Annotated in this window: 15 protein-coding genes; 2 read left to right on the top strand and 13 right to left on the bottom strand. The window is 54.0% G+C overall.

What is annotated here, in order from left to right; all coding sequences use genetic code 11:
• Positions 1-54: 54 nt before the first annotated feature.
• On the top strand, positions 55-1,017 hold the full coding sequence (locus ACJHYO_RS13505; protein WP_032147670.1) for a M28 family metallopeptidase: 963 nt from the start codon (positions 55-57) through the stop codon (positions 1,015-1,017).
• A 102-nt stretch (positions 1,018-1,119) separates the two neighbouring features.
• The gene (locus tag ACJHYO_RS13500; protein ID WP_000525373.1) at positions 1,120-1,623 is read left to right on the top strand and encodes a YfbM family protein; all 504 of its coding nucleotides are present in this window, start codon (positions 1,120-1,122) and stop codon (positions 1,621-1,623) included.
• A gap of 66 nt (positions 1,624-1,689) precedes the next feature.
• Here the strand turns inward: ACJHYO_RS13500 and nuoN are convergent, their stop codons facing one another.
• The 13 genes from nuoN to nuoA form a co-directional block, all read right to left on the bottom strand.
• On the bottom strand, positions 1,690-3,147 hold the full coding sequence (gene nuoN, locus ACJHYO_RS13495; protein WP_000156712.1) for an NADH-quinone oxidoreductase subunit NuoN: 1,458 nt from the start codon (positions 3,145-3,147) through the stop codon (positions 1,690-1,692).
• 6 nt (positions 3,148-3,153) lie between these two features.
• Positions 3,154-4,683, bottom strand: a complete 1,530-nt coding sequence (gene nuoM, locus ACJHYO_RS13490; RefSeq protein WP_000926460.1) for an NADH-quinone oxidoreductase subunit M — start codon at positions 4,681-4,683, stop codon at positions 3,154-3,156.
• A 163-nt stretch (positions 4,684-4,846) separates the two neighbouring features.
• A complete protein-coding gene (gene nuoL, locus ACJHYO_RS13485; protein WP_410232487.1) occupies positions 4,847-6,688 on the bottom strand; it encodes an NADH-quinone oxidoreductase subunit L in 1,842 nt (613 codons plus the stop codon).
• On the bottom strand, positions 6,685-6,987 hold the full coding sequence (gene nuoK / locus ACJHYO_RS13480) for an NADH-quinone oxidoreductase subunit NuoK (RefSeq protein WP_000612644.1): 303 nt from the start codon (positions 6,985-6,987) through the stop codon (positions 6,685-6,687). Before nuoK ends, nuoL begins: the two co-directional genes overlap by 4 nt.
• Positions 6,984-7,538 carry an NADH-quinone oxidoreductase subunit J gene (gene nuoJ / locus ACJHYO_RS13475; protein ID WP_000393511.1) on the bottom strand — a complete coding sequence of 185 codons (555 nt, stop codon included), beginning with the start codon at positions 7,536-7,538 and terminating at the stop codon, positions 6,984-6,986. Before nuoJ ends, nuoK begins: the two co-directional genes overlap by 4 nt.
• Positions 7,539-7,549: 11 nt before the next feature.
• Positions 7,550-8,092, bottom strand: a complete 543-nt coding sequence (gene nuoI / locus ACJHYO_RS13470) for an NADH-quinone oxidoreductase subunit NuoI (protein WP_000172749.1) — start codon at positions 8,090-8,092, stop codon at positions 7,550-7,552.
• 14 nt (positions 8,093-8,106) lie between these two features.
• Positions 8,107-9,084 (bottom strand): NADH-quinone oxidoreductase subunit NuoH, encoded by a 978-nt coding sequence (nuoH, locus tag ACJHYO_RS13465; protein WP_000118512.1) that lies wholly within the window; start codon positions 9,082-9,084, stop codon positions 8,107-8,109.
• A complete protein-coding gene (gene nuoG, locus ACJHYO_RS13460) occupies positions 9,081-11,807 on the bottom strand; it encodes an NADH-quinone oxidoreductase subunit NuoG (RefSeq protein ID WP_001442004.1) in 2,727 nt (908 codons plus the stop codon). The genes nuoH and nuoG overlap by 4 nt, the downstream gene beginning before the upstream one ends.
• A gap of 52 nt (positions 11,808-11,859) precedes the next feature.
• The gene (nuoF, locus tag ACJHYO_RS13455) at positions 11,860-13,197 is read right to left on the bottom strand and encodes an NADH-quinone oxidoreductase subunit NuoF (protein WP_000789507.1); all 1,338 of its coding nucleotides are present in this window, start codon (positions 13,195-13,197) and stop codon (positions 11,860-11,862) included.
• The gene (gene nuoE / locus ACJHYO_RS13450; RefSeq protein WP_000545042.1) at positions 13,194-13,694 is read right to left on the bottom strand and encodes an NADH-quinone oxidoreductase subunit NuoE; all 501 of its coding nucleotides are present in this window, start codon (positions 13,692-13,694) and stop codon (positions 13,194-13,196) included. The genes nuoF and nuoE overlap by 4 nt, the downstream gene beginning before the upstream one ends.
• A gap of 2 nt (positions 13,695-13,696) precedes the next feature.
• Positions 13,697-15,499, bottom strand: coding sequence for an NADH-quinone oxidoreductase subunit C/D (nuoC, locus tag ACJHYO_RS13445; protein ID WP_000247881.1), 1,803 nt, complete (start codon positions 15,497-15,499; stop codon positions 13,697-13,699).
• 93 nt (positions 15,500-15,592) lie between these two features.
• Complete coding sequence (gene nuoB, locus ACJHYO_RS13440; protein ID WP_000386733.1) at positions 15,593-16,255, bottom strand: NADH-quinone oxidoreductase subunit NuoB; 663 nt, start codon at positions 16,253-16,255, stop codon at positions 15,593-15,595.
• 15 nt (positions 16,256-16,270) lie between these two features.
• Positions 16,271-16,714 carry an NADH-quinone oxidoreductase subunit NuoA gene (gene nuoA, locus ACJHYO_RS13435; RefSeq protein WP_000062997.1) on the bottom strand — a complete coding sequence of 148 codons (444 nt, stop codon included), beginning with the start codon at positions 16,712-16,714 and terminating at the stop codon, positions 16,271-16,273.
• Positions 16,715-17,085 lie beyond the last annotated feature (371 nt).

The raw sequence follows: 17,085 nt of genomic DNA, 5'->3' as shown, positions 1-17,085 counted from the left end.
TAACAAATAATGATTCGACAACGCAACCCATTAATAATTTGCATATGAAAAAAAATAAATTTTGCTTTTATTATATTATTTCTGTTTTCACTCCCTCTGATTATTTTTTACCAACCCTGGGTGAATGCATTACCGCCAACGCCCCGACACGCAAGTCCTGAGCAATTAGAAAAAACAGTTCGTTATCTTACACAAACAGTGCATCCACGTAGCGCCGACAATATTGATAATCTGAATAGGTCCGCAGAGTATATAAAAGAGGTCTTTATCAGTAACGGTGCCAGAGTTACCGCGCAGGATGTCCCCATTACGGGTGGCCCCTACAAAAACATTGTTGCTAATTATGGTCCTGCCGATGGACCGCTGATTATTATTGGTGCGCACTATGACTCTGTCAGTAGTTATGAAAACGATCAATTGACCTATACGCCGGGCGCGGATGATAACGCCAGCGGCGTGGCAGGATTACTCGAACTGGCACGTTTGTTACAGCAGCAGACTCCAGGGATTGGCGTCCAACTGGTCGCCTATGCGTCGGAAGAACCGCCCTTCTTTCGTAGCGATGAAATGGGGAGCGCGGTACATGCAGCTTCGCTTGAGCGTCCAGTGAAATTAATGATAGCGCTGGAGATGATTGGTTATTACGACTCAACGCCTGGTAGCCAGGATTACCCATCCCCGGCAATGTCCTGGCTTTATCCCGATCGGGGAGACTTTATTGCCGTGGTCGGCAGAATGCAGGATATCAACGCCGTTCGTCAGGTAAAAGCGGCATTGTTGTCATCCCGGGATTTATCTGTTTATTCTATGAATGCCCCAGGTTTTATTCCCGGTATTGATTTCTCTGATCACCTTAATTATTGGCAACACGATATTCCCGCCGTAATGATTACTGACACCGCTTTTTATCGTAATAAACAATACCACTTGCCCGGTGATATCGCAGACAGATTAAATTATCAGAAAATGGCTCAGGTAGTGGATGGAGTTACAACCTTGTTATACAACAGTAAATAATAAAAATTTCTCGAGGCGGATCCAGAAAAAGCAACATGCGCATTTTATTTTCTTTCGTCTGTTTTAAGATGCGAAACATGAAATTCAACGGAGGAAAAATAAATGGGAATGATTGGCTATTTTGCAGAAATTGACTCAGAAAAGATTAACCAACTGCTTGAGTCTACTAAAAAACCTTTGATGGATAATATACATGACACGCTTTCAGGATTACGCCGACTGGATATTGATAAACGCTGGGATTTTTTACACTTTGGGCTGACAGGCACCTCTGCTTTTGATCCCGCGAAGAATGACCCGCTGAGTCGCGCCGTGCTTGGTGAACACAGCCTAGAAGATGGCATAGATGGCTTCCTGGGATTGACCTGGAATCAGGAGTTAGCCGCGACAATCGACCGACTGGAATCACTGGATCGAAGTGAGCTGCGTAAACAGTTTTCCATTAAGCGACTCAATGAAATGGAGATTTATCCGGGAGTAACCTTTTCAGAAGAGTTAGAGGGGCAACTCTTTGCTTCGATCATGCTTGATATGGAAAAGCTGATTAGCGCGTATCGACGTATGCTGCGACAAGGGAATCATGCGCTGACGGTTATTGTTGGGTGATGGTGTCAGGGCACCCAAAAAAACCGCCGAACATGTCGGCGGCTTTCTGACTTACAAACTGACTGTTTACATCAGCGGCATTGCTAACCGCACAATGCTAATCAGCGGTTGTGGCCATACACCCAGCACCAGTACCAACAGTGCAGAGATCAGCACCACGATACCGCCTGCGCTGTACTGCCAGTTTGATGGTGCATCGCGACCCGGTTGTTCCGGAGCGTGCAGGTATAAGCTCACCGCCACGCGCAGGTAGTAGTAAAGGCCGATTGCCGAACCAACAACCACGGCACCCACCAGCCACCACAAGTGTGCCTGGACACCGACCGCCAGCACGTAGAACTTACCGATAAAGCCCAGCGTCATTGGGATACCAGCCAGTGAAAGCATCATCACCGTCATCACTGCCGCGAGGATCGGACGATGCCAGAACAGACCGCGGTAAGAGAACAGGGAATCAGCATCCGGGCCACGATACGGGCTGGACATCAGGCTGACCACGCCGAACGCGCCGAGGCTGCTGAACAGATAACCGACCAGGTAAACCCCTACCGCTTCCATCGACATCTCGCCGGTTTGCAGCGCAATCAGCGCCACCAGCAGATAGCCGAGGTGAGAGATAGATGAGTAACCGAGCAGACGTTTGATATTGGTCTGGCTCAACGCCATCAGGTTACCGAAGATGATGGAGGCAAAGGCGATAATCGCCAGCACTACGCGAATCGCTTCACTGTCACCCACCGGTGCGTAAAGGAACAAACGCATCACCACGCCGAAGATAGCGATTTTGCTCGCCGTCGCCAGGAAAGTGGAAACCGGCGCAGGCGCGCCCTGGTATACGTCTGGCGTCCACAGGTGGAACGGCACCAGAGAGAGTTTGAAACCGAGGCCAACAATCATCAGGCCAAAACCTGCCAGCAACAGCGGCTCGTTGAGCATACCGTCGCCGAGGTTTTTACCCAGTGCGACAAACGACAGGTCGCCAGACTGCGCATACACCAGCGCCATACCGAACAGCAGGAAAGAAGACGCTGCGGCAGAAAGGATGGTGTATTTGATACTGGCTTCCAGCGAACGTTTCTGGCGGAAAGCGTAACCGACCAGGCCAAACAGCGGCAAAGAGATCAGTTCGATACCGAGGAACAGAGACGCCAGATGGTTGGCATTCGCCAGCAGGATCCCGCCCAGCGCGGCAATTAACACCAACAGGTAGAACTCGTCCTTGTTGTCGTTATAGCCTTCAAGCCACGGGTAGGCGAAAGTACAGGTGGCGAGGCTCGCCAACAATACCAGCCCGGTGTAAAGCATGGCGAAACCATCAACGCGCATCAGCGGCGTAACGTCCATAGCGCCCGCCTGGCCGACAAACCAGAGCGAAACCAGCGCCGCGTTAAGCCCAATAACCGAGAGCGTAGCGTTGAGGAAATGATTGCGTCGCCACGCAATGGAGAGCATCACAACCACCACCGTCAAGCCGACGATCAGCAACGGTAGCAGTGCGATCAGGTTTTGTGGAGTTATTGTCATGGCGATTTACGGCCTTGTAGTAGTAACGGAATTAACAAACCACTGCTGGATATTGCCAATCGCGGAGTGCGAGGTATCCAGAATCGGCTGCGGATAGAAGCCCAGCAGTACCAGCAGCACCACCAGCAACAGGATCATAAACAGCTCACGCAGCGACATCCCTGGCAGTTCCTGGCTGGCAATCTGGCTTTTCGCTTTACCGAAATAAGCGCGATGCAGCATCGCCAGCGAATAAACAGAAGCAAAGACCAGCCCAAAGGTAGAGATAACGGTAATCACCGGGACAACCTGGAAGCTGCCGAACAGAATCATAAATTCGCCGACGAAGTTACCGGTGCCAGGCATCCCAAGCGTTGCCACCGCAAAGAACAGCGACAGTGCTGGCAGCCATTTCATCTTGCTCCACAGACCGCCCATCATGCGCATGTCGCGGGTGTGAATACGTTCATAAAGCTGACCACAAAGAATAAACAGACCCGCCGCCGACAAGCCGTGCGCAATCATCTGGATTACCGCGCCCTGGTAGGCCAACTGGCTGCCGGTGTAGATAGCAATCAGCACGAAGCCCATGTGGGAAACCGAGGTGTAAGCGATCAGACGTTTGATATCGGTCTGGGCGAAGGCCATCCACGCACCATAGAAGATGCCGATAACACCCAGCCACATGGCGATTGGCGCAAACTCTGCCGACGCGTTCGGGAACAGCGGCAAGGAGAAACGCAACAGACCGTAAGCGGCGGTTTTCAGCAAGATCCCCGCGAGGTCAACGGAACCGGCGGTCGGTGCCTGGGAGTGCGCATCCGGTAACCAGCCATGCAGCGGAACCACCGGCATTTTCACTGCGAAGGCGATGAAGAAGCCCAGCATCAACAGGTATTCCACGCCGTTAGACATCGGCGTATTCAGCAGCTCTTCATAGTTGAAGGTCCAGACGCCGGTCGCATTGTAGTGAACGAAAACCAGCGCCAGGATGGCGATCAACATCACCAGACCACTCGCCTGGGTGTAAATGAAGAACTTGGTTGCCGCCGTGATACGCGTTTTACCGTCAGAGGCTTTATGCCCCCACAGTGCGATCAGGAAGTACATCGGCACCAGCATCATTTCCCAGAAGAAGAAGAACAGGAACATGTCGATGGCAAGGAACACGCCGATAACGCCGCCCAGGATCCACATCAGGTTGAGGTGGAAGAAGCCCTGATATTTTTCGATCTCTTTCCACGAACAGAGTACCGCCAGCACACCGAGCAGACCGGTCAGCACGACCATCAGCAACGACAGACCGTCAATGGCGAGATGAATAGAGATACCAAAACGCGGGATCCACGGCATGTCGAATTCAGACTGCCACTGCGGAATTCCGGCGGATTGCGTCAGTGAATAACCGCCCTGCAACCACAGTTGCAGCGACAGCGCCAGCGTCAATCCCATGGTTACCAGCGCGATCCAGCGCGGCACCTTGACGCCAAAGCGTTCGGTCTGCCAGCACAGGAAGCCGCCGATAAAGGGAATTAATATTAGCCAGGGTAGTAACATGGCGATCTTTATTCCTTGTAAAAGTCCCGTCAGGACCGGATTTTCAACGAATTCTCACGACAGAAAATTCTCTTCGGACTGGGGGTAGTGTCGGATGCGCCGCGAAGACGGCTTATCCGACCTACGTTCTTATATGCCCAGGGGCAATCCCACAATCCTTAACTCAACGCAGTACCATCAACAGTGCCAGCACCACGACCGCACCGATGCTCATGGATGCCACATACCAGCGCAGATAACCGTTCTCGCTTAACAGCAGACCTTTACCTGCAAAGCGGGAAAGGACAGCCGGGATGTTCATCATTGAGTTCAGCGGATCGCGTTTCAGCAACCAGGCAATACCCAGGAACGGCTTGACGAACACTTTGTCGTACAGCCAGTCAAAGCCCCAGGCGTTGTACCACCAGGTACCCAGCAGACGGCCCGGCGCACTGTTGGCGATGGAGGTCACCAGAGTACGTTTACCCAGCCATAGCCAGGCAGCCAGCAGAATGCCGACCACCGCGACCACGCCAGAGGTAATTTCCAGGGTCAACATGCTGCCGTGCGCCAGCTCCGTCGTTTGCGGAAGCACGCCCTGCAGCGGCGGTACAATCAGTGCGCCAACGAAGGTGGAAAGGATCAGCAGCACAATCAGCGGCAGGCTGTGAGTTACCCCTTTCACGGCGTGAGCGTGAATTTGTTCTTTTCCGTGGAAGACGATGAAAATCATACGGAAGGTGTAAAGCGAGGTCATAAATGCACCGACCAGACCTGCCACCATCAGATTGATATGTCCATTCGCCATCGCACCCGCGAGGATCTCATCCTTACTGAAGAAGCCCGCAGTGACCAGCGGCAGTGCCGACAGTGCTGCGCCGCCCACCAGGAAGCAGAGATAAACCAGCGGAATAGATTTACGCAGACCACCCATCTTAAAGATGTTCTGTTCGTGATGGCAGGCCAGAATGACGGAACCGGATGCCAGGAACAGCAGCGCTTTAAAGAACGCGTGGGTCATCAAGTGGAAAATCGCCGCATCCCATGCCTGCACGCCAAGCGCGAGGAACATGTAGCCAATCTGGCTCATGGTAGAGTAAGCGAGAACACGTTTGATGTCGGTCTGTACCAGCGCCGCAAAACCGGCCAGCAGCAGCGTAACCGCCCCAACAATGCCCACCAGATGCAGAACTTCCGGCGTCATCAGGAACAGGCCGTGGGTACGGGCGATCAGGTAGACACCCGCGGTTACCATTGTTGCAGCGTGGATCAGCGCGGAGACAGGCGTCGGGCCCGCCATTGCGTCGGCAAGCCATGTCTGCAACGGCAACTGAGCAGATTTACCGACCGCACCGCCCAGCAGCATCAGCGTCGCCCACATCAGCATGTTATTGCCGTCAGCAAAGTGCACTGGTGCCAGTTCCACCATTTCGCGGAAGTTCAGGGTGCCCAGTTCGTTGTAAAGAATGAACAGCGCGAAAGCGAGGAAGACGTCACCCACACGGGTCACGACGAACGCTTTCATTGCCGCTGCGCCATTCTTCGGATCGGTGTAATAGAAACCGATCAGCAGATAGGAGCACAGGCCCACGCCTTCCCAGCCGAGGTACATCAGCAGCAGGTTGTCGGCAAGCACCAGAACTACCATGCTGGCGATGAACAGGTTGGTGTAAGCGAAGAAGCGAGAGTAGCCCTCTTCACCGCGCATATACCAGGAGGCGTACATGTGAATAAGGAAACCCACACCAGTGACCACCGAGAGCATGGTCAGCGACAGGCCGTCCAGCACCAGGTTAAAACCGATGTTAAAGTCGCCTACCGACATCCACGTCCACAGCGGCTGGCTGTATGCCTGCTCACCGTTAGCGAAGAAGTCAACGCCGATAAAGGCAGTTACCAGCGCCGCCAGGCCCACAGAGCCAACGCCGACGATCGCCGAGACGTTTTCAGACCAGCGCCCACGGGAGAACGCCAGCAGGACGAAGCCAATCAATGGCAAAATAATGGTTAAGGCAAGCATGTTCATCCGCGCATCTCACTTACTGAATCGATGTTCAGGTTCTGGCGACGACGGTGAAGTTGCAGCAGCAGCGCAAGGCCGATACTCGCTTCCGCCGCCGCGAGGCTGATGGCGAGAATGTACATCACCTGACCGTCGGTCTGGCCCCAGTAGCTTCCGGCGACCACAAAGGCCAGCGCGGAGGCGTTAATCATGATTTCCAGACCAATCAGCATAAACAGCAGATTGCGACGGATAACCAGACCGGTTAAGCCAAGAACGAATAAGATTGCCGCGAGGATCAGTCCATGTTGTAAGGGGATCATGCGTGCTCCTCCGTTTTTCTTTTCGCGCTGTCGTCTTTACGATTGCTCAGCACTTCACCCGCACGCTCTTCACGACCGACGTGGAAGGCCACAACCAGACCCGCGAGCAGCAGCATAGAAGCCAGTTCCACCGCCAGTACGTAAGGCCCGAACAGCGTAATACCCACTGCTTTAGCACTGATTGGCGTACCGTCGATACCTTGATCGTTAACACCGAGAATGGCGTAAACAATCACCACCAGCATGATGGCTGACAAAATTGCCGGACCAATCCACACCTGCGGTTTCAGCCACTGGCGTTCCTGTTCGATTTCTGAACCGCCCAGGTTGAGCATCATCACCACGAACACGAACAGCACCATAATGGCACCCGCATAGACGATAATTTCCAGCGCACCGGCGAAGTAAGCGCCCAGTGAGAAGAACACCCCAGAGATCGCCAGCAGCGAAATAATCAGGTACAGCAGCGCGTGTACCGGATTGGTATGGGTGATCACTCGCAAGGTCGCAAGTATGGCTATCAGGCCACAGATATAAAAAGCGAACTCCATTGCCCCTCTCCTTACGGTAACAGGCTCTTGACGTCGATAGGCTTGGCTTCGTTCTCTGCTTCGCCCTTATCTTTGCCGTCGATTGCCATACCTGCCATCCGGTAGAAGTTATATTCCGGGTATTTGCCCGGACCGGAGATCAGCAGATCCTCTTTCTCGTAAACCAGATCCTGGCGCTTGTATTCCCCCATTTCGAAATCCGGGGTTAACTGAATCGCCGTGGTCGGACAGGCTTCTTCGCACAGACCACAGAAAATGCAGCGTGAGAAGTTGATGCGGAAAAATTCCGGATACCAGCGACCGTCTTTGGTTTCTGCTTTTTGCAGCGAGATACAGCCGACCGGGCAGGCTACCGCGCAGAGGTTACAGGCTACGCAACGCTCTTCGCCGTCCGGATCGCGGGTCAGAACGATACGACCACGATAACGGGGCGGCAGATAGACCGGCTCTTCCGGGTACATTCGCGTTTCGCGTTTGGCGAACGCGTGCAGGCCGATCATCCAGATACTACGAACCTGGGTACCGAAACCTACTAACAATTCTTTTAAGGTCATGGTCTTATTGCCCCTTATTGCGCCTGCCAGAGAATGACAGCCGCCGTTACCAGCAAGTTGATCAGCGTCAGCGGCAGGCAGATTTTCCAGCCGAAGGACATTACCTGGTCATAACGCGGACGCGGTAACGACGCACGAATCAAAATGAACATCATCATAAAGAACGCGGTTTTCAGCGCGAACCAGATGAATGGCGGTAACAACGGGCCTTGCCAGCCACCGAAGAACAGCGTCACCATCAGTGCAGAGATGGTCACAATCCCGATGTATTCGCCCACGAAGAACAGACCGAACTTCATACCGGAATATTCAATGTGGTAACCATCCGCCAGTTCCTGCTCGGCTTCCGGCTGGTCAAACGGGTGACGGTGACACACCGCCACGCCCGCGATGGCAAAGGTAATAAAACCAAAGAATTGCGGGATGACGTTCCACACATGCGCCTGGCTGTTGACGATGTCGGTCATGTTGAATGAACCGGCCTGCGCCACCACGCCCATCAGGGAAAGCCCGAGGAACACTTCGTAGCTCAGGGTCTGCGCAGAAGCACGCATCGCACCCAGCAGCGAGTATTTGTTGTTACTTGACCAGCCCGCAAACAGCACCGCGTAAACCGCCAGACCTGCCATCATCAGGAAGAACAAAATCCCGATGTTCAGGTCGGCAACCACCCAACCCGGACTGACTGGCACAATTGCAAAGGCCAGCAGCAGCGAGGTAAAGGCAATCATCGGTGCCAGGGTAAAGATGACGCGATCCGAGAATTTCGGGATCCAGTCTTCTTTAAAGAACATTTTGATCATGTCCGCAACCAGCTGGAGCGAACCGCCCCAGCCAACACGGTTAGGTCCATAACGGTTCTGGAACAGACCCAGCAGGCGACGTTCGCCAAAGCTCATGAATGCCCCACAGGTGACTACCACCAGCAGGATCACCACCGCTTTAAGGACGGTCAGCAGGATCTCAATCAGTTCCGGTGATATCCAACTCATTGTTGTGCCTCCTTGAGATCCTCAAGATGCGCGCCAGCCAGCACCGGAGCAATGCCGGACATACCCATCGGCAAGCCCACCTGCCCTGCTGTTAGCCCTTCGGCGATTTCAACCGGCAGCGTGACCGTGTTGCCATCGTAACTAAAGGAAACGCGTGTACCTGCGTTCACACCCAACTTCGCGGCATCCGCTGGGTTGAGTTTGATGTACGGCTGCGGCATACGGCTCTGGAAGACCGGAGCACGCTGTGACAATTCATCGCTGCCAAACAGGTGGTAATACGGCGCGATACGCCATTTCCCGTCCTGCGGCTGGAAGCGTGCCGGTACGCTGGTGAAGTAATCCAGACCATTTTCGCTGGTTTCAAACAGACGCACGCCCGGATCGCCAAAGCGCAGTTTGCCGCCCACTTCGTCCTGGAATTTGTTCCACGCCTGCGGGGAGTTCCAGCCTGGCGCCCAGGCAAACGGCACTTGCGAACGGTGCGCGGTCGGCTGGTTGTTACCTTCCATCGAGAAGGTGAACATGGTGTCAATATCCTGCGGCTGACGCGGCTCATGAACGCTGATATTGGCGCGCATGGCGGTACGACCGCTATAGCGATGCGGTTCACGGGCCAGTTTCTGCCCACGAATACGGAATGTCGCATCCGGCGCAGCATCTTTGATACCTGCCAGTTCCGGGATTTTCGCCACAACAGCGTCAATCACGTGGTCGAGCTGCGTCCAGTCCACTTCACGGCTCAGCAGGGTGCTATGCAGCGAGTGCAGCCAGCGCCAGCTTTCCAGCATGACAGTTTGGCTGTCGTAATAAGCCGGATCGTAAACCTGGAAGAAACGTTGGGCGCGGCCTTCGTTGTTGATCACCGTACCGTCGCTTTCAGCAAAGCTGGCGGCGGAAAGTACCAGATGAGCGTTTTCCATAATCGCTGTGCGTTGATGGTCAACCACCATCACCAGCGGCGCTTTAGCCAGCGCAGCATTCACGCGGGTAGCGGAAGCGTGACGATGCAGATCGTTTTCCAGCACCACCACCGCGTCGGCGCGTCCGGTTTCCAGTTCGGTTAACGCTTCTTCAAGCGATCCACCGCCCATAATGCCCAGCCCCATGCTGTTGACGGAACGGGCAATCATGGTGATACCGACGTCAGCGCCGCGACCTTTCAGGGCTTTCGCCACGTTAGCCGCAGCCTGAATCACTTCAGCGCTACCAGCGTTCGTCCCGGAGATAATCAACGGTTTCTTCGCACCAGCCAGTGCCTGCACGATGACGTCGATTTTGCTTTGCAGCTCAGGCTCTATGCCGTCAACTGCCGGTGCGGAGTTGTCCAGCGCATGGGCGATGGCAAAACCTAAACGCGCCTGATCTTCAACCGGTGCGCGGTAAGTCCACGCCGCGATATCATCCAGACGGGTGTCATCAACGTTGGTAACAAACAGCGGATGCTTCGCACGTTGACCAATGTTGAGGATTGCCGCAATCTGCCAGTCAGCCACTTTCTGTGCTGCCGCCATTTCGCGCGCTTTACCTTTCACCGCCTGACGCACTGCCAGCGCGACGCGCGCGCCGGTCTGGGTAACGTCTTCGCCCAGCACCAGTACCGCATCGTAAGATTCGATTTCGCGCAGAGCCGGAGTATAAATGCCGCCTTCACGCAGAACTTTCAGCGCCAGTTGCAGACGTTCCTGCTCACCGTGAGCGATACCGGTATAGAAGTTTTCTTCGCCCACCAGCTCACGCAGCGCAAAGTTGCTTTCCACGCTGGCACGCGGAGAACCAATACCGATCACTTTCTTCGACTGACGCAGAATATCTGCTGCACCCTGCATTGCCTGTTCGGCGTTGAGGGTAATGAAATCATCGCCACGACGCTGTACTGGCTGACGCGGACGATCTTTCAGGTTGACGTAACCGTAACCGAAACGACCACGGTCGCAGAGGAAGTAGTGGTTTACCGTACCGTTGTAACGGTTTTCGATACGACGCAGTTCGCCATAACGCTCGCCGGGGCTGATGTTACAGCCGATGGAACATTGCTGGCAGATGCTCGGCGCAAACTGCATATCCCATTTACGGTTGTAACGCTCGGAGTGCGTTTTGTCGGTGAATACGCCGGTCGGGCAAATTTCGACCAGGTTACCGGAAAATTCGCTTTCCAGCGTGCCGTCTTCCGGGCGACCGAAGTAGACGTTGTCGTGCGCACCGTAAACGCCCAGGTCCGTACCGTCAGCGTAATCTTTGTAGTAACGCACACAGCGGTAGCAGGCGATGCAGCGGTTCATTTCGTGAGAGATGAATGGCCCCAAATCCTGATTACGGTGGGTACGTTTAGTGAAACGGTAGCGACGGAAGCTGTGTCCGGTCATCACAGTCATATCCTGAAGATGGCAGTTACCGCCCTCTTCACATACCGGACAGTCGTGCGGGTGGTTGGTCATCAACCACTCGACCACACTTTCACGGAACTGTTTCGCTTCTTCGTCGTCAATGGAAATAAAGGTGCCATCGGAAGCCGGTGTCATACAGGACATCACCAGGCGACCACGCGTGTCTTCCGCGTTTTGATATTGCTTCACCGCACACTGGCGGCAAGCACCGACGCTTCCCAGCGCCGGATGCCAGCAAAAGTAAGGAATATCAAGGCCCAGAGACAGACAAGCTTCCAGCAGGTTGTCCGCTCCGTTGACCTCGTATTCTTTGCCGTCTACATGAATTGTAGCCATTAGCATGCTTCCAGTTTTCTCAGTCAGAGACTGAGCGTTAATCGAAATTCGGTTACCAGCGCTCTTTCAGCAGGTTTGGCTGAATCCCATTAATCAAATGGGTATTGCTGAACGGCTGTTTGATTCCCGCCTCAAATTCTTCGCGGAAATATTTGATGGCGCTCTGTAACGGCTCCACTGCACCAGGTGCGTGGGCACAGAAAGTTTTACCCGGGCCTAAGAATCGACACAGTTGCTCAAGTGTTTCGATATCGCCCGGCTGGCCTTCGCCACGCTCCAGCGCACGCAGAATTTTCACGCTCCACGGCAGACCGTCGCGGCATGGCGTACACCAGCCGCAGGACTCACGGGCGAAAAACTCTTCCAGGTTACGCACCAGCGACACCATGTTGATCTCGTGGTCAACCGCCATCGCCAGCGCCGTACCCAGACGGCTTCCCGCTTTACCGATACTTTCGAATTCCATCGGCAGGTCAAGGTGCGCTTCGGTCAGAAAGTCAGTCCCCGCGCCGCCTGGCTGCCAGGCTTTGAATTTCAGACCATCACGCATACCACCGGCGTAGTCTTCGAGGATCTCGCGTGCGGTGGTGCCGAACGGCAGTTCCCACAGACCCGGATTTTTCACCCGACCAGAGAAGCCCATCAGCTTGGTGCCAGCATCTTTACTTTTCGAGATGTTCTGATACCACTCCACGCCGTTAGCGAGGATCGCCGGAACGTTACACAGGGTTTCGACGTTGTTAACGCAGGTTGGTTTACCCCATGCACCGGAGGTTGCCGGGAAGGGCGGTTTCGAGCGTGGGTTAGCGCGACGCCCTTCCAGGGAGTTGATTAACGCTGTTTCTTCACCGCAGATGTAGCGCCCTGCCCCGGTATGGACGAACAGTTCGAAATCAAAACCTGTTCCCATAATGTTTTTGCCAAGCAGACCCGCTTCGGTGGCTTCGGCAATGGCACGGCGTAGATTCACTGCCGCTTCGATATATTCGCCGCGCAGGAAGATATAGCCACGGTAAGCTTTCAGCGCAAACGCGGAGATGAGCATGCCTTCCACCAGCAGGTGCGGCAGTTGCTCCATCAGCAGACGGTCTTTATAGGTGCCCGGCTCCATTTCATCGGCGTTACACAGTAGGTAACGGATATTCATGGATTCGTCTTTCGGCATCAGGCTCCACTTCAGACCAGTCGAAAAGCCCGCACCGCCGCGCCCTTTCAGACCAGAGTCTTTTACCTGATTAACGATTTCGTCCGGAGACAGCCCGGTCAGCGCCTTGCGCGCGCCTTCGTAACCGTTTTTGCTGCGATATTCGTCCAGCCACACTGGCTGTTTGTCATCGCGCAGACGCCAGGTCAGCGGATGCGTTTCGGGAGTACGGATAATGTTTTTCATTTATACCGCTCCAGCAGTTCAGGGATCGCTTCCGGGGTCAGATGCGCGTGAGTGTCCTCATCGATCATCATGTTTGGCCCTTTATCACAGTTCCCCAGGCAGCAAGTTGGCAGCAGCGTAAAGCGGCCATCAAATGTCGTTTGCCCTGGTTTGATGTTCAGTTTTTTCTCCAGCGCCGCCTGAATACCCTGGTAACCGTTGATATGACAGACCACGCTGTCGCAATAACGGATCACATGGCGGCCTACTGGCTGACGGAAGATCTGGCTATAAAACGTTGCCACGCCTTCGACGTCGCTCGCCGGAATACCCAGCACATCGGCGATCGCGTGGATCGCGCCATCCGGCACCCAGCCACGCTGCTTCTGAACGATTTTCAGCGCTTCAATGGACGCCGCACGCGGGTCTTCGTAGTGGTGCATCTCGTGCTCAATCGCTTCACGCTCTGCCGCACTCAGCTCAAAAGCCTCGGTTTGTGGTTGTTGATTCTCGTGCATAATTAGCGGTCCACATCTGACATAACAAAATCGATACTGCCCAGATAAACAATCAGGTCAGACACCAGGCTGCCGCGGATCGCCGCCGGAATTTGCTGCAAATGCGCATAACTCGGCGTACGGATACGGGTGCGATAACTCATGGTGCTACCGTCGCTGGTCAGGTAGTAACTGTTGATCCCCTTGGTCGCCTCAACCATCTGGAAGGATTCATTGGCAGGCATCACCGGACCCCACGACACTTGCAGGAAGTGGGTGATCAGGGTTTCGATATGTTGCAGCGTGCGCTCTTTCGGCGGCGGCGTGGTCAGCGGGTGATCCGCTTTGAACGGGCCTTCCGGCATGTTGTTGAGGCACTGCTCAAGAATGCGCAGACTCTGGCGCAACTCTTCTACTTTCAGCATTACGCGGGTGTAGCAGTCAGAAACACCACCGCCCACCGGAATTTCGAAGTCGAAGTTTTCATAGCCAGAATAAGGACGCGCCTTACGCACGTCGAAGTCGATCCCGGTGGCACGCAGACCCGCGCCGGTGGTGCCCCACTCCAGCGCCTCTTTCGCGCCGTAAGCGGCAACGCCCTGGGAACGACCTTTCAGAATGGTGTTTTGCAGCGCCGCTTTCTCGTAAGACGCCAGACGTTTCGGCATCCAGTCGAGGAACTCACGCAGCAGGCGATCCCAGCCGCGCGGCAGGTCGTGCGCTACGCCGCCAATACGGAACCACGCCGGGTGCATACGGAAACCAGTGATTGCTTCCACCAGATCGTAAATTTTCTGACGATCGGTAAAGGCGAAGAACACTGGCGTCATCGCGCCGACGTCCTGAATAAAGGTGGAGATATACAGCAGGTGACTGTTGATGCGAAACAGTTCGGAGAGCATTACGCGAATGACGTTAACGCGATCCGGCACGGTGATCCCAGCCAGTTTCTCTACCGCCAGCACATAAGGCATTTCGTTAACGCAGCCGCCGAGGTATTCGATACGGTCGGTATACGGAATGTAGCTGTGCCAAGACTGGCGTTCGCCCATTTTCTCTGCGCCACGGTGGTGGTAACCGATGTCTGGTACGCAGTCGACAATCTCTTCGCCATCAAGCTGCAAAACGATACGGAAAGCACCGTGCGCAGACGGGTGGTTCGGACCGAGGTTGAGGAACATGAAGTCCTCATTTTCGGTGCCGCGCTTCATCCCCCACTCTTCCGGTTTGAAGGTCAGGGCTTCCATCTCCAGATCCTGTTTGGCTTTGGTCAGCTCAAACGGCGAGAATTCGGTAGCGCGCGCCGGGTAATCTTTACGCAGCGGGTGACCTTTCCAGGTTTGCGGCATCATGATGCGGCGCAGGTTCGGGTGACCGTCGAATGTAATGCCAAATAGATCCCAGGTTTCACGCTCATACCAGTTAGCGTTCGGGAATAATTTGGTAAAGGTCGGTACGTGCAGGTCGTTTTCTGCCAGCGCCACCTTCAGCATGATGTCGCGGTTACGATCGATAGAAATCAGATGGTAGAAAACGGAAAAATCCGCGGCAGGTAACCCTTCGCGGTGTGTGCGCAGACGTTCGTCCATGCCGTGTAAGTCAAACAGCATGACGTAAGGTTTCGGCAGTTTCTTTAAGAAATCGCCCACTTCCAGTAATTGTTCACGCTTGATCCACACAACGGGAACCCCGGTGCGAGTCGCCTGAACAGTAAAGGCATCCGGCCCAAAACGGTTGCGCAGTTCGCCAATCACCGGATCATCAAGATGATCGCGGGTCTGCCAGGCGGGTTCTTGCGCGGTTAAGTCGGTCATATTGTTCACCATTGCAAATGGTCCGTGGTGACTGTCGGCGCAGTAAGCTTCGCGAAATAGATTTAGGAATAAGCGAAGAAAATTCCCTTTGCCGACAGGCGCAAATTAAATCTCGTCAGGTGTACGCAGGTTGGTAACGGCAATGCGTTCACCGCGCTTGCGTTCGCGCTCTGATTGCATATTGGCGCGATAAACGCCCTGATCGCCAACCACCCAGGAGAGCGGACGACGTTCTTTACCGATAGATTCCTGCAACAGCATCAGTGCCTGCATGTACGCTTCAGGACGCGGCGGACAGCCCGGGATATACACATCAACCGGGATGAATTTATCAACGCCCTGCACAACGGAATAAATATCGTACATACCGCCGGAGTTGGCACAGGCACCCATTGAGATAACCCATTTTGGTTCCAGCATCTGGTCATACAAACGCTGAATAACCGGTGCCATTTTGGTAAAGCAGGTTCCTGCAACCACCATCAGGTCAGCCTGACGCGGCGAAGCACGCAATACTTCAGCGCCAAAACGCGCCACGTCATGCACCGCGGTAAACGAAGTCACCATCTCAACGTAACAGCAGGAAAGACCGAAGTTATACGGCCAAATTGAGTTTTTACGACCCCAGTTAACCATGTCATTGAGCTTGCCCATAAACACGTTTTTGTTAACTTCTTGCTCCAGAGGGTCGGTTACGATCTCCTGCTTTTGCAGGGGGTAACGGTCATTCTCACCGTTGGGATCTATGCGGGTGAGCGTATAATCCATCTTAATGCCTCGCGGTTAGCGTTGACGATTAGCGATACTGTTCGTTTCCGGGTTCATACGCTCGCGGCGTGAACGCGCGGGCGTCCAGTCCAGCGCGCCAATACGCACCAGATAAACCAGACCTGCCAGTAACACAAAAATAAAAATTGCAGCTTCCACAAAGCCTACCCAGCCGCTTTCGCGGATAGAGGTTGACCATGCGAACAGATACAGCGCTTCAACGTCGAAGATAACGAAGAACATGGCCACCAGATAAAACTTGGCGGACAGGCGTAAGCGGGCGGAGCCGACCGAGTCGATACCGGATTCAAACGGAACGTTTTTTGACCTCGCGCGTGCGCGACCGCCTAAAAACCAACCGCCTACCAGCATCAGGCAACACAGGCCAATGGCAACGATAAGAAAGATAGCGAATGCCCAGTGATGAGCGATGACTTCAGTGGATGTTGACATACTCATTGCTTACTCATCAAAAGTAGCGCCTGATTCTCTGCTCTTTACGGCAGATGGACGCCACATCGATTCATGGGGAGGAATAAAAAAAACCTTACAATAACTGCAGAAACTATTTTATACAGCTAATTGATGTGGTCTTTTACTCCTTTCTATAACCTTTTGTCAACTTTAACAAAGGTTTCTTCACACTGATTTACACAATGACAACAACATTTGCATTTGGCGCCCTTTCTCCCCAGATCATTGACGACTCCAGGAAAATTAGATGTTGTTGAATCGTGTCCGTTGTGAAGCAATGGAAAAAATACGGGTCTATTTTGACAGGAATTTGTGTCGATTCCTCCCCCCAAAAGAGAGTATTTTCTTGATCTGTG

The sequence above is a fragment of the Escherichia sp. WS1118 genome, from assembly GCF_046487695.1.
Taxonomy (GTDB): domain Bacteria; phylum Pseudomonadota; class Gammaproteobacteria; order Enterobacterales; family Enterobacteriaceae; genus Escherichia; species Escherichia coli.
This window is presented reverse-complemented; position numbering and strand designations above follow the sequence as displayed.

Excerpts from the sequence above, each read along its gene's own strand:
- nuoM (WP_000926460.1), bottom strand. The coding sequence starts at position 4,683 with ATGTTACTACCCTGGCTAATATTAATTCCCTTTATCGGCGGCTTCCTG.
- nuoF (WP_000789507.1), bottom strand. The coding sequence starts at position 13,197 with ATGAAAAACATTATCCGTACTCCCGAAACGCATCCGCTGACCTGGCGT.
- nuoL (WP_410232487.1), bottom strand. The coding sequence starts at position 6,688 with ATGAACATGCTTGCCTTAACCATTATTTTGCCATTGATTGGCTTCGTC.
- nuoC (WP_000247881.1), bottom strand. The coding sequence starts at position 15,499 with ATGGTGAACAATATGACCGACTTAACCGCGCAAGAACCCGCCTGGCAG.
- nuoG (WP_001442004.1), bottom strand. The coding sequence starts at position 11,807 with ATGGCTACAATTCATGTAGACGGCAAAGAATACGAGGTCAACGGAGCG.
- ACJHYO_RS13500 (WP_000525373.1), top strand. The coding sequence starts at position 1,120 with ATGGGAATGATTGGCTATTTTGCAGAAATTGACTCAGAAAAGATTAAC.
- nuoB (WP_000386733.1), bottom strand. The coding sequence starts at position 16,255 with ATGGATTATACGCTCACCCGCATAGATCCCAACGGTGAGAATGACCGT.
- nuoE (WP_000545042.1), bottom strand. The coding sequence starts at position 13,694 with ATGCACGAGAATCAACAACCACAAACCGAGGCTTTTGAGCTGAGTGCG.
- nuoN (WP_000156712.1), bottom strand. The coding sequence starts at position 3,147 with ATGACAATAACTCCACAAAACCTGATCGCACTGCTACCGTTGCTGATC.
- nuoJ (WP_000393511.1), bottom strand. The coding sequence starts at position 7,538 with ATGGAGTTCGCTTTTTATATCTGTGGCCTGATAGCCATACTTGCGACC.
- nuoI (WP_000172749.1), bottom strand. The coding sequence starts at position 8,092 with ATGACCTTAAAAGAATTGTTAGTAGGTTTCGGTACCCAGGTTCGTAGT.
- nuoH (WP_000118512.1), bottom strand. The coding sequence starts at position 9,084 with ATGAGTTGGATATCACCGGAACTGATTGAGATCCTGCTGACCGTCCTT.
- nuoA (WP_000062997.1), bottom strand. The coding sequence starts at position 16,714 with ATGAGTATGTCAACATCCACTGAAGTCATCGCTCATCACTGGGCATTC.
- nuoK (WP_000612644.1), bottom strand. The coding sequence starts at position 6,987 with ATGATCCCCTTACAACATGGACTGATCCTCGCGGCAATCTTATTCGTT.